At 59.5% G+C, this 12242-nt stretch carries 10 protein-coding genes; all 10 read left to right on the forward strand.

Translation table 11 applies throughout. The features are described 5' to 3' along the window. Window positions 1–27: 27 nt before the first annotated feature. Window positions 28–1188 (forward strand): outer membrane beta-barrel protein, encoded by a 1161-nt coding sequence (locus ACZZ0Q_RS17075; protein ID WP_463382024.1) that lies wholly within the window; start codon window positions 28–30, stop codon window positions 1186–1188. 23 nt (window positions 1189–1211) lie between these two features. After that, complete coding sequence (locus ACZZ0Q_RS17080) at window positions 1212–1745, forward strand: polysaccharide biosynthesis/export family protein (RefSeq protein WP_122492586.1); 534 nt, start codon at window positions 1212–1214, stop codon at window positions 1743–1745. Next, entirely contained in the window at window positions 1745–3982 is a 2238-nt protein-coding gene (locus tag ACZZ0Q_RS17085; RefSeq protein WP_122492587.1) for a polysaccharide biosynthesis tyrosine autokinase, read from the forward strand. The genes ACZZ0Q_RS17080 and ACZZ0Q_RS17085 overlap by 1 nt, the downstream gene beginning before the upstream one ends. A gap of 185 nt (window positions 3983–4167) precedes the next feature. Next, window positions 4168–4914: a tyrosine-protein phosphatase gene (locus ACZZ0Q_RS17090; protein WP_463541474.1), complete on the forward strand. Its 747-nt coding sequence runs from the start codon at window positions 4168–4170 to the stop codon at window positions 4912–4914. Next, window positions 4911–5690, forward strand: coding sequence for a hypothetical protein (locus ACZZ0Q_RS17095; protein WP_463541473.1), 780 nt, complete (start codon window positions 4911–4913; stop codon window positions 5688–5690). Before ACZZ0Q_RS17090 ends, ACZZ0Q_RS17095 begins: the two co-directional genes overlap by 4 nt. Then, complete coding sequence (locus ACZZ0Q_RS17100; protein WP_122492590.1) at window positions 5691–7085, forward strand: undecaprenyl-phosphate glucose phosphotransferase; 1395 nt, start codon at window positions 5691–5693, stop codon at window positions 7083–7085. Between the two features lie 96 nt (window positions 7086–7181). Beyond that, window positions 7182–8645, forward strand: a complete 1464-nt coding sequence (locus ACZZ0Q_RS17105; RefSeq protein ID WP_463560775.1) for a hypothetical protein — start codon at window positions 7182–7184, stop codon at window positions 8643–8645. Then, window positions 8639–9904, forward strand: coding sequence for an oligosaccharide flippase family protein (locus tag ACZZ0Q_RS17110; RefSeq protein ID WP_463541471.1), 1266 nt, complete (start codon window positions 8639–8641; stop codon window positions 9902–9904). The genes ACZZ0Q_RS17105 and ACZZ0Q_RS17110 overlap by 7 nt, the downstream gene beginning before the upstream one ends. Window positions 9905–9915: 11 nt before the next feature. Then, window positions 9916–10839: a glycosyltransferase family 2 protein gene (locus ACZZ0Q_RS17115; protein ID WP_122492593.1), complete on the forward strand. Its 924-nt coding sequence runs from the start codon at window positions 9916–9918 to the stop codon at window positions 10837–10839. Between the two features lie 201 nt (window positions 10840–11040). Further along, on the forward strand, window positions 11041–12189 hold the full coding sequence (locus ACZZ0Q_RS17120; RefSeq protein ID WP_163016499.1) for a glycosyltransferase family 4 protein: 1149 nt from the start codon (window positions 11041–11043) through the stop codon (window positions 12187–12189). Window positions 12190–12242: the final 53 nt, after the last annotated feature.

Below are 12242 nucleotides of genomic sequence, written 5' to 3' on the forward strand. Positions count from 1 at the left end.
GCAGGCATGAACAAGCAAGGACTTCGCATGAAATCGATCCGTCGGCTCGCCATTACGCTTGCAGCCCCAACCGTAATTCCCGCCTCGGCTTGGGCATTGGAACCGCAGAGTGTCGACGTATTCGGCCTGCAGTTCACCCCGACCCTGACGATGAAAGAAAGCTACGACGACAACTTCCGCGAGCTCGAACATCACGAAGAATCGTCGTGGATCACCACTATCAAACCGGCTTTCGAGTTGCTGGCTGAAGACCGCAACAGCGCGTACCGCCTGACCTACGAAGCCGACAGCGACATTTACCACGACGCCTCCGATGCCAGTAACACCGACCACAAGGTGCTGCTCGAAAGCATCATGGAATTCACCTCCAGCCACCGCCTGAAGCTGGAAGCCGGTTACGACAAAATCGAGGAAACCGGTGACACCGCCGTCGCCGATGAAAACGACAAGTACCACTCCACGCACGTGGGCGGCCTGTACACCTTCGGTGCGAAAACCGCCGATAACCGCCTCGACTTCGGTGCCAACTACGAAGAGCTGCGTTACGACAACAGCGGCGACATCAACGCCGATGAAGAGCGCGACACCACAGCGTTCAACACCGTGTGGTACCACCGCCTCGGCGGCTCGACCAACTCGTTGGTTGAATATCGCCACTACGACTACGACTACGTACAAAAGAACAGCCCGCGCAACAGCACCAACGACGCCGTACTGGTTGGCGGCGTGTGGGAAGCCACGGCGAAAACCACCGGCAAGATGCGTGTGGGTTATGAGAAGAAAAACTTCGATGACAGCAGCCGCGACGACCTGACCAGCCCGATGTGGGAAATCGGCGTCGACTGGAGCCCACGCACCTACTCCACCTTCAGCCTGACCACTCGCCGCGCCTTCGACGAAGGTGACGACGGTTCCGACGCAATCAAGAACACCAGCACCTCGCTGGCTTGGGCGCATGGTTGGACCGAGCGCATCACCTCTACTGTGCAGTACGAGTTCGGCACCAAAGACTACGAAGGTCAGGACCGCTCCGATGACCTGCAAGTGATCGGTTTCAACCTCAACTACAAGATGCGCCGCTGGCTGGATATCGGCGTTGGCTATAGCCACCGCGACAATGATTCCGACGCGGCCGAACAAAGCTTTAAACGCAACGTGTACATGGTCAGCCTGACCGGCAGCCTTTGAGCCATACCACTTTGAGCCTATCTATGATTCGCAGACTTTTTCTCTCGCTGATTACCCTGGTCTTCTGCCAACTGGCCGTAGCCGAAACGAGCGGCGGGCAATACCAGCTCGCCTCGGGTGACGTTGTGCGCATTCAGGTTTACGGGGAGCCGGACCTGAGTTTTGAAGAGATCCGTCTGAACGACGCGGGCACGTTCACCTACCCGTTCGTGGGTCAGATCGATGCTCGCGGCAAGACGCCTAACCAGATCGAAGACCTGATCGCCAACAAACTCAAAGAAGGCTATCTGAAAGACCCACGGGTCACCGTCGCAGTCGTGACGTACCGTGAGTTTTACATCAGCGGCGAAGTGCAAAAGCCTGGCGGCTATCCGTATCAGCCGGGCCTCACCCTGCAACGTGCCATTGCCCTTGCCGGCGGCCTGACGGAGCGCGCTTCGACCAAGCGCGTGACCATCGTGCGCGGCACCGGTGAAACACGCCAGGGCGAAAAAGCCACCCTCGAAACCGCCATTCTTCCTGGCGACACCATCACCATCGAGCAAGGTTTTTTCTGATGAATGATCTGCAGCGCATCACCCCAGAGCGCGTCTTGCCGTTTCGTAATCACCACGAAGACGAAGATGTCATCGACCTGAAAAAACTCGGCGAAACCCTCTGGCAGGGCAAGTGGAACATCCTCGCCTTGATTGTCATCGTCACCATGTTGGCTGTGGTCGCGGTGCTCAACCTGACGCCTCAATACCGCGCCAACTCGATCCTGCTGATCGAGGACAAGCACGCGCCGGTGTTGTCGTTCCAGCAAATTCTCGATCCGTCCGACAGCGGCAGCGAATACCTGCAAACCCAATTGGCGCTGCTGCAATCGCGCGGCTTGGCCGAGCGTGTTGTGCGCAAGCTGAACCTGACTGACGAGCCGATGTTCGACCCACGTCAGCACGCCGAATCGGCCTTTGCCCCACGCGCCATTCTGGCCAAGCTGGGCGTCGGCGAACTGATTCCTGGCTTGCTGCCTGAAGAAGATCCGAATGCCGGCCCGACTGAAGAGCAAGTGTTCGATATCGTCACCCAGCGCCTGCGCGACGAAATCGAACCCGCCCTGCTCGGCAAGAGCAAGTTGATGGCCATTGGCGTTGAACTGCCAAACCCGGAGCTGGCGGCAAAAATTGCCAACGCCGTGGCCGAAGGTTTTATCGACAGCCAATTGGACGCCAGCCTGGAAACCTCGCTGGCCACCACCAACTGGATGAACTCGCGCCTGGAAGAACTGCGCAGCAAGTTGAAAACCGCAGAGGACAAACTGCAGGCGTACCGCGAGCAAGAAGGCCTGGTTGACGTAGACGGTGTGGCCACCATCAGCGCCAACGAGCTGTCGATGACCGGCAACCGCATGATCGACGCCCGCCGCGCTCGCGCCGAGGCCGAAAGCCAGTACCGTCAGGTGCAGAAAATGAGCACCACCGGCGACCTGGAACGTCTGGCCAGCGTGCCCGCCGTGCTCGGTCACCCGCTGATCCAACAGTTCAAGGCTGACGTAGCCCGCGCCCAAGCCAAGGTTGAGGAAATGTCGCGCCGTTATGGCGACAAGCACCCGGCCATGGTCGGTGCCCGTTCCGAATTGTCTGCCGCGACCGCCAGCCTGCAAGCGCAGGTGCAATTGGTGGTCGCTGGTATCGAGCGCAACTACCAACTGGCCCAGGCCAACGAGAATTCGCTGCGCTCCTCGTTCAACAACAACAAGGCACAGATTCAGGACATCTCCCGCAAGGAGTTCAAGCTGCGTGAACTGCAACGTGAAGTGGACACCAACCGTTCGCTGTACGAGACCTTCCTCACCCGTTTGAAAGAAACCGCTGCGACCTCGGACATGAACTCGGCCAACGCCCGTATCGTTGACCGCGCCATCGTGCCAACCAAGGCCAGCAAGCCACGCAAACCGCTGATCGTTTCGATCGCAGCGGTGTTGGCGGCGGTCCTGGGCATCGGTCTGACCTTGCTGTTCGAAGCCATGAACAACAGCTTCAAGAGCACCGAAGACGTCGAAAGCAAACTCAACGTGCCGGTTCTGGGTGTGGTGCCATTGGTGCCGAAGAAGAACCGTCATCAGGTCGCGCACCTGTTCGAGCAGAACGAGAACAAGGCCTTCAGCGAGTCAATACGAACGCTGCGTACCAGCCTGGTACTTACCGACCTCGACAGCCCGCGCAAAATCGTACTGGTCACCTCCTCCGTACCGGGCGAGGGCAAGAGCTCGATTGCCAGCAACCTCGCGTTCTCGGTTGCTCACATCGAAAAAGTGCTGCTGATCGACGCCGACTTGCGCCGCCCAACCATGGCCCGCAACTTCGACTTCCCGGTCGGCACGCCTGGCCTGGCCAACCTGATTGCCGGTACCGCCAAGCTCGATGAATGCATTCGCACCGTGGGCAACGTCGACATGATGCCAGCCGGCATGGTGCCGCCGAACCCGCAGGAATTGCTGTCTTCGGCGCGTCTGACCAACATTCTTGAACTGCTGAAAACCCGCTACCAGCGCATCATCATCGACTCGCCACCGACCATGGCGGTGAGTGACTCGAAGCTGTTGGCCACCACCTGCGACGCGCTGATCTATGTGGTTCGCGCCGAACACACCTCGATTCCGATGGTGCAAAAAGGCATGGGCCAGCTGCTGCAAAACAACGCGCCGGTGACCGGTGTGGTGCTGAACCAAGTGGACCTGAGCAAGACTTCGAAATACGGCTACAGCTATGCCAGCTATTACGAAAACTACGGCGAAACGCCGAAAGCCTAGCGCTACCCTGCAGCGCTCCTGCGGCTGTTTGAGTGGCGCCCTGTTGGCCACTCGTCATTAATCCGAACCGGCGCCCGACGCCGGTCATGGATTACCGTTCCACCCCTTTAAATCCGCCGTTCTCTGCCTGGTGGTGACCGTTGTAAATGGGGTCACGACCTGCGTGAGCTACGCCCGGAGGCAACATGATCGACCTGCACTCACATTTGTTACCTGGCATCGATGACGGTGCCGAAACCATGGACCAGGCATTGGAAATGGCTGCGCACGCGGTCGCCTGCGGAACCACCCACATGGTTTGCACGCCGCACCTGCATCCGGGCCGTTACCACAACACCAAAGCCAGCATTCGCGGCGCGGTGTCGCAGTTCGCCCAGGCGCTGGCCCGTGCCGGTATTCCTTTGCAAGTGAGTGCAGCGGCCGAGGCACGTTTTGATTCAGACCTGCTGACCCTGGCCATGAAGGGCCAACTGCCCTTCCTCGGCGAATGGAATGGGCGTCACGTGTTGTTGCTGGAATTCCCCCACAGCGAGATTCCGCGCCAGGCTGAAAAGCTCACCGGCTGGATGCTCAAAAACAATATTCAACCGCTGATTGCTCACCCCGAACGCAACAAAGAATTAATGGGTGCGGGTAATCACAAACGAATCGAACCCTTTCTGGCCCAAGGCTGTCTGTTGCAGGTCACCGCTGGGGCAGTCGCCGGTTACTTCGGTAGTCCGGCTCAGGAATTGGCCGAACGCTTCCTTCTGGAAGGCCAGGTCACCGTACTCGCCAGCGATGCGCACAACATGAAACACCGTCCGCCAGACCTGCGCCCCGGCCTTGAACACGCCGCTGAGTTAATCGGCGAATCAGCCGCGCGCCTGTTGGTAGACGACAACCCGTGGCGTATTGCCCGAAGCCATTTTGCCGCCGCGAGTGCCGCATGACCGATACACCGCTACAACAGCCATCGCCGCAACAGCCGCCGCGCACCGAGCGCCGTGGCAACCGCCAGCCGCCCAAGCCGCAGTCGCCGCTGTTCCGCGCACTGACCGGTGTGTGCCTGGTGGGTTCGTTGGCGGCCTTGGTGCCGGCGGCGCAAATGGCCGTTGCAGGCTTGGCCAGCTACCGCACCGAAACCACCTTGCTACGTTGGCAAGCCAGCGGCCAGGTACCCGCTGAAGCCAAGTGGCAGCAGACCCTGCGCGCCGCTCAATTGGCCAATGCTTGGTACCCGGTTGCAAGCGGCACGTACCTCGAACAACTGGGCCAGGTGTACAGCTGGCGCGCCTTCGATCAACCCGTTGGCGCCGACAGCGCTCACGAATCGCGCCTGTTGGCGGCTGCTGCCTATCGCCACTCGGCGCGGGCACGGCCGACCTGGCCGACCACCTGGGCGCACCTGGCCCAAAGCAAATACGCCCTGGGGGACGTCGACAACGAATTCGCCCAGGCACTCAAGCAAGCAAACGAGTGGGGCCCGTCTCGGCCCGATGTTCAGTTGGAACTTGCAAGCATTGGCCTACGCGCGTGGCCACTGCTGAATCACCAACAACGCGTCGATGCTGTCACTTCTGCACGCCAAGCCATGGATAGCACGAAACAAGCTGCGAACTCCCTGTTCGCCATCGCCCAGGCCAACGGCCTTGAACAAACGCTCTGCACGAGCGTTGGCGATAGCAACGGGGCCCGAAACTACTGCACGCGTGGAGGTAACCAATAAATGACTTCCCAACACAGCAACCTCATGGCGAATCGTCGTGGCCTGACCTTTTGGGGTCAATGGGTCACTGCCATGTTCCTTGCCAACCTGGTTCTCACCGCTTTGGTGGTGATGAAATTCGGCTCGATTCCGAGTGAATACCGGGTTCTCGGCATTCTCACCATTCTCGGCTCGGTGCCCTGCTATGCCGCTTTGCAGGTCTACCACAAACGCCATCGCCTGCTGTCGGGCATGGGCCGTTTGCTGGCCGGCTGGTGCTTGTTGCTGGGCGCGTTGATGACCATCGCGTTTGCTACTCAGACCACCGGCGTGTACTCGCGTGAAGTGGTATTTAGCTGGGCGATTCTTGGCTTCACTGTCCAGGTGCTCAGCTATATCCCACTGCGCATGATCACCCGTCTGCACTCGCGCAAACTGCGCAAGGATCGTCGCTCGGTAATCGTCGGCACCGGTACGCTGGCCAAAGACCTCGCCGAAAAACTCAGCCACCCAAGCCGCGTACCGTTGATTGGCATGATCGCAACGGAAAAGAGCAAGGCCGACGACAACTGCGACCTGCCGATTCTGGGCAACCTCAACGAACTGCGTGATGTGATCGAACGCGAGAACATCCGCCGCGTTTACATCGCCGTGCCGCTGGGCGAAGTGCAGCACATCGAGAACATTTACATCGACCTGCTCGACATGAGCGTGGACGTGGTGTGGATTCCCGACTTCGGCTCGATGCTGTTGCTTAACCAGTCGATCTCCGAAATCGAACACATGCCGGCCATCTACCTCAACGAAAGCCCGATCAGCTCGCATCCGGCGGCCCTGTTTGCCAAGGAAGCCATGGAGCGCACCCTGGCGGCCATCGCCCTGCTACTGCTGAGCCCGGTGTTGATTGGTATCGCCATTGCGGTGCGTCGCTCCTCCCCTGGTCCGATCCTGTTCAAGCAGGAACGCCACGGCTGGAACGGTGAAGTGATCAAGGTGTGGAAATTCCGCTCGATGCGGGTTCACGCACCCGAGACCGTAGTGAAACAAGCCACGCGCAACGACGACCGCATTACCCCGGTTGGCCGCTTCATTCGCCGTACCTCGCTGGACGAATTGCCGCAATTGTTCAACGTGGTGTTTGGTGAAATGGCGCTGGTGGGTCCACGTCCGCACGCCGTTACCCACAACATCTACTACACCGACAAGATTCGCGCGTACATGGCCCGTCACCGCATCAAACCGGGCATCACCGGTCTGGCGCAGATCACCGGTCACCGTGGCGAAACCGAGACCATCGACAAGATGCAGCAGCGGGTTAACCAAGACCTCAACTACATCAACCAATGGTCGCTGTGGTTGGACGTGAAAATCCTGATCAAAACGCCGTTCACCCTGTTGTCGAAAAACATTTACTAAGCCGATCAGCCCCGTGCTCGCCACGGGGCTTTTTTGGGCCGCTGCACTTTTTATTCGTCACCCTTTCACTTAACTGTCAGAGCACCGATCCGAACCATGGAAGCCATTCCAATCGCCTTATTCTGGGGTTTCGTACTCCTCAGCCTGTTCGGCAAGCCCCATGCTCTGCTGTACCTTTTTTTCGGCTCGTTCTCTTTCGGCGCCTTTGCCGTAATTCCCTCTGCCCTCACCGGCGGCCTGACCCTGACGCCAACGCCGATCGTGGTGTTGCTGATTGTGGCGCGCACCTTGTGCAGCCGTCCGGGCGTGGAATTTTTCGTCAGCGCGGCGTTGACGCCTAAACGCCTGTTGCTGCTGTTTCTGTATTGGGTGGTGGCGTTGTTCGTCACGGTGTTTATGCCGCGCCTGTTTATGAACGAAGTCACCATCATTCCGGTGCGCTTGGAGCTGTCGACCTTCGGCGAACCGCTGCGCCCGTCCACGCAAAACTTCTCGCAGATGGCCTACCTGACCATCTCGGTATTTGCGGTATTCGCCTTCACCCGCTTGATGCGCGACGCCAACATCCGCCAGCAAGCGCTCAAAGCCATTTGCCTGGGCGGTGCCCTGGCGCTGTTCACCGGCTTGCTCGACTTCGCCAGTCAGTTCGTGCCGCTCGACGCGGTGCTGGCGCCGTTTCGTACCGCTACCTATGCCCTGATGACCGAAGTGGAAATTCTCGGCGGCAAACGCGTGGTGGGGCTGATGCCTGAAGCGTCGGCGTATGGCTTCCTGTGCATCACCTTCCTGGGTCTGATCTATTTCTTCCGCCACGGTATTCGCGACCGCTGGCTGCGCGAGACCGGTGCGCCGATTTTGATCATCGGCCTGATCGGCATGATCTGGCTGTCGACCTCCTCGGCGGCGTATGTCGGCCTGGTGGTGTTCTTTCTCGCTGCCGCCCTGGAGTGGACGGTGCGCAAAAGCTCACGCAATCCGGGCAAAGGCTTGGGCGTGGAATTCTGGACGGTGTGGAGCGCGATCATTCTGGTGGGCCTGGTGGTGCTGTTCGCCCCTGCCCTGCTCGACCCGATCGTGGAAAAGGTCAACGAAATGGTCTTGAACAAATCCAAGACCAGCTCCTATGAAGAACGCAGCATGTGGACCGCCGTTGGCTGGCAAGCGCTGTGGGACACCTGGGGCGTCGGCGTAGGTATCGGCGCCACCCGTACCTCGAACTTCGCCGCGGCGGTGTTCAGCAACAGCGGCTTGATTGGCGGTTTCCTGTACTTCGCGTTCGTGTGGCAATCCATGCGCCGCAAGATTCCGGCCGGCCCCGAGGCGCTTAACAGCCAGTCGATTCTCAATGGTGTGCGCTACGCGTATATCCCGACGTTTATCGTGAGTTTGCTGATCGGCACCACGCCAGACTTCAACAACTACAACGCATTTCTGTATGCCACGGCCTTGGCAGTGGCACTCGGTTCGCGCAAACAACCCGTGCCGACCCCGGCATTTGGGCAAGGCCCGTGGCGGCCTTTGACCGGCAATCCTCAGGCGGGTGAGTTACCACGATGGTGAAGTCCAAGGACGCGAGCGCTAACAAGTCCCGCGCTGATTTTTTCTTTGTTTATTTGGCTTACACCCTGCGTTACCTCTACTTGCTGTTGCTGATCCCATTCTACGGTCGCGTGCTGGGCGTGGAAGGCTATGGCGTGGTGCTGGCGGCGATGTCGCTGATGACCATTGCCTGGCGTTTTGTCGAATGGGGTTTTGCCACCATCGGCATGCGCGAAATGGCCACGGCCACGCCCGACCGCTTCGGCGTGTTGATGGGCCATCACCTCAGCGCCCGTCTGCTGCTCACGGTGGCCGCGATACTCGGCGGCGCCGCCGCGATCATGCTTTCGCCGGTACTGGCAGCGCATCCGATTGCGGGTGCAGCAGCCGTCACCCTGGGCATCGTTTCGGCGTTCAACCTGGGTTGGTATTTCGTCGGCAGCCATCGCCCACGGGCGGCAGTGAAACTGGAAGTGCTCGGGTTCGCGGTCAGCCTGGTATTGATTTTCGCCTTGGTGCGCGACGAAGACGACAGCGGCCTGGTGCTGCTCTCGCTGCTCTGCTCTGGCGTTGTGGCCTCAGGCTTTGCCTACTGGCAAGTGCGCAAGGAAATGACCGGCGCCACCTTGGGGATCAAGCAAGGGGTGCAGCTGATTCGCCAGTCGAGCACGGTGTTCTTGTACACCGGCACCTCGGCGCTGCTGGTGGCCTCGTCCACCTACCTGCTGAGTATTTTGTCCACCTCGGCCGAGGTCGGCTCGTTCGGCGCGGCAGAGCGTCTGATTGCCGTGGGTTTGAGCGTGATGGGCCCGGCCGGGCAGATCTTCGTACCGAAGATCACCGCCCTGTTCGTCAAGGACGTCAACGGCGCCCACGCCCTGATTCGTAAAGCGTTTCTGCTGATTCTCGGCATCGGCATGGCCGGTCTGGGATGCAGCCTGGTATTGGGTCCGTGGGTGGTGCCAATCATCTTCGGTCCTGGTTTTGAAAACAGCGTGCCGGTGCTGCAACTGATGGCTGTGCTCTTCCCCATCAGTGGCTGCAATCTGGTACTCGCCAGCTATGTGCTGATCCCGCAGCACAAGGAAAGCGTGTTGGCAAAAGTGGTGCTGGCCGGTGCGGCGATCAGCCTGTTGATCGCGGTGCCGCTCGGTATGCATTTTGGGGGGATGGGCATGGCTGTGGCCCGTCTCGTAGGTGAGTCGATTGTGCTGATCAGCCTGACTTACTACTGCTGGAAAATGGGCATTCTGGCTCGTATCTTCAACGTTAAAAAATGATGGATTTTCCAATGAAGGCATTCGTCGTAATCGCCACGAAAGGGCGCGCCAAAGAGACTTACGTTCTGCTCGACTACCTCGAGCGTCAGACCGAGAAACCAGCGCATGTGGTGTTAGTGGGCAGTGAAGCTAAAGACGTTGAAGGATTGGAAGCTCATCCCTTGGTCACCAGCGGCCAAGGCAGCATTTTGCTGTCGCGCGCTGGCCTCACGATTCAACGCAACGCCGGGCTCGATGCACTCGCGCCCCTGGTAGCCGATCTACCCGGCAGTGAATGGTTCGTCACCTTCTACGACGACGACTTCCGCCCAGCGCCTAACTGGCTGGAAAGCGCTGGCAAGGCCATGCTGCTGGATCGCCAGATCATGGGCGTTACCGGCAACGTATTGGCCGACGGCGTGAACAGCGAATTCGGTGTTTCCGAAGCCGATGCCGCCGCCTATATCAGCGGCCAGAAGCCGGCTGAAAATCACTGGTCGAGTTCCTCGAAACAGAAAGACCTCAGCGGCCTTTACGGCTGCAACATGGCCTACCTCGGCACCGTGGCCACCACGCTGCGCTTCGACGAAAACCTGCCTATGTACGGCTGGCAGGAAGACTTCGATTACTCCAGCCGCACGCGCCAATACGGCCGTGTGGTGTTGGAACCGAGTTGCCGCGGCGTACACCTGGGCGTGAGCTCGGGCCGCACCAGCGGCGTGCGCTTTGGTTACTCGCAAATCGCCAACCCGATTTTCCTCGCCCGTAAGGGCACCATGACCTGGCGCACCGCCGCCAAACTCATGTCCAAGAACCTGCTCGCAAACATTGCGAAAACCCTGTTCATGGTTCGCATAAAAGACTTTCCGGGCCGTCTACGTGGGAACTTTCGCGCCTTCAGCGATCTGATCACCGGCAAGCTCAATCCTCTGCACGTTCTGGACTTAAAGCAGTAACCAGCGCGCGCGTATAACAACAAAAACCAACGCGTTAGCCCGTTGCGTATCGACATGCATCGGGGCCCCTTTGCGCTGCGTTTTTAGCTGGCGGTCTACGCAAGGCCTGCGTCACAAGCACGGGTCTTATTTTCGGTATCGGTAAGCAGTACTGGCCGGCATGTGATGTCGGTCGGTGTGTGGGAATACAAGGAGATTTACATGGCGACCGCAGCAGTGACGTACCTGCCACAACCTGCGAGCAAAATAGGGATAGACGGGGATGCGTTGCGCAAACCGCTGTCCGGTGTCGGTCAATATGTGTTCAATCTCTGCAAAGAGCTCGATCGCCTGCTGCCCAACGCGCTGTTTTTTGTGTACACCCGGCTTCCTGCGGACAAGGTGGCAGTGCCTTCTGAGCGCTGGGTGATTCGACAGGAAAGCCACCCGCTGGCACGCAAGCTTCCATCGTTTCTATGGTTGAAAACGCGCGGGGCGCAAATGGCCCGCCGCGACAACCTCGACGTGTTCTGGGCCGGGCGCACCATTCACCCAGGCACCCACGTGGCACGCCGTACGGTGGTGACCGTGCACGACCTCAACCACCGCCTGGTGCCCAAGACCATGGAGTGGGCCACGCGTCTGTCGCACATGCTCTGGTTCGACCGCGATGTGCGCAGCGCCGATGCGATTTTCACCAACTCGCAGGGCACTTCGGACCGGTTGTTGAAATGGGTAGGTCGCGCCGCTGACCTGGTGATTCACCCTGGCGTGCGCGCCGACTTCCACCCCATCAACGCCGCCGACCGCGAACACGCCCTCCCCGCGCTGCAAGCCTTGGGCATTGTTCCGCCGTACGTGCTGGCCGTCTCCACGCTTGAGCCGCGCAAGAACATCGGCATGTTGGTCGAAGCCTTCGTCAAGCTGAAACAGAGCGGCGCACTGGCCGAACACAAGTTGGTACTGGTCGGTGCCAAGGGCTGGCAGAACAAAGAACTCGCGCAAAAAATCGAAGACCACACCTCGCTTGGCATCGTACTCCCGGGCTACGTGCCGGACGAGCTGATGCCCGCTGTGTTTGCCCTGGCCGACGTGTTGGTCATGCCTTCGCTGTATGAAGGGTTCGGTATGCCGGTGCTGGAAGCCCGCGCCGTGGGTACGCCGGTCATCGTCTCGGATATTCCCGAACTGAAAGAGGCGGCCGACGGTCAAGGCGAAGTGGTGAATCCGGTGCTCGGCGAAATCGAAAAAGCGCTGCTGGAAATGCCCCACGTGTCGGTTGAAGAACGACAGAGCGCCAACGGTGAAATCTTCACCTGGGCCAATTCGGCGCAACGGATGAGTGACTTCCTCACGGAGAAGAAAAACTGAGCGGCGCAATCGCGTTATTCCTTTTTTATCGAGCCTCCAGTCACCTCCCTTTG

Source organism: Pseudomonas sp. AC070, assembly GCF_979258635.1.

Bases quoted from the DNA above. Each gene is read 5' to 3' on its own strand.
- ACZZ0Q_RS17115 (WP_122492593.1), top strand. From the start codon at position 9,916: ATGAAGGCATTCGTCGTAATCGCCACGAAAGGGCGCGCCAAAGAGACT.
- ACZZ0Q_RS17100 (WP_122492590.1), top strand. From the start codon at position 5,691: ATGACTTCCCAACACAGCAACCTCATGGCGAATCGTCGTGGCCTGACC.
- ACZZ0Q_RS17105 (WP_463560775.1), top strand. From the start codon at position 7,182: ATGGAAGCCATTCCAATCGCCTTATTCTGGGGTTTCGTACTCCTCAGC.
- ACZZ0Q_RS17085 (WP_122492587.1), top strand. From the start codon at position 1,745: ATGAATGATCTGCAGCGCATCACCCCAGAGCGCGTCTTGCCGTTTCGT.
- ACZZ0Q_RS17090 (WP_463541474.1), top strand. From the start codon at position 4,168: ATGATCGACCTGCACTCACATTTGTTACCTGGCATCGATGACGGTGCC.
- ACZZ0Q_RS17095 (WP_463541473.1), top strand. From the start codon at position 4,911: ATGACCGATACACCGCTACAACAGCCATCGCCGCAACAGCCGCCGCGC.
- ACZZ0Q_RS17110 (WP_463541471.1), top strand. From the start codon at position 8,639: ATGGTGAAGTCCAAGGACGCGAGCGCTAACAAGTCCCGCGCTGATTTT.
- ACZZ0Q_RS17120 (WP_163016499.1), top strand. From the start codon at position 11,041: ATGGCGACCGCAGCAGTGACGTACCTGCCACAACCTGCGAGCAAAATA.
- ACZZ0Q_RS17080 (WP_122492586.1), top strand. From the start codon at position 1,212: ATGATTCGCAGACTTTTTCTCTCGCTGATTACCCTGGTCTTCTGCCAA.
- ACZZ0Q_RS17075 (WP_463382024.1), top strand. From the start codon at position 28: ATGAAATCGATCCGTCGGCTCGCCATTACGCTTGCAGCCCCAACCGTA.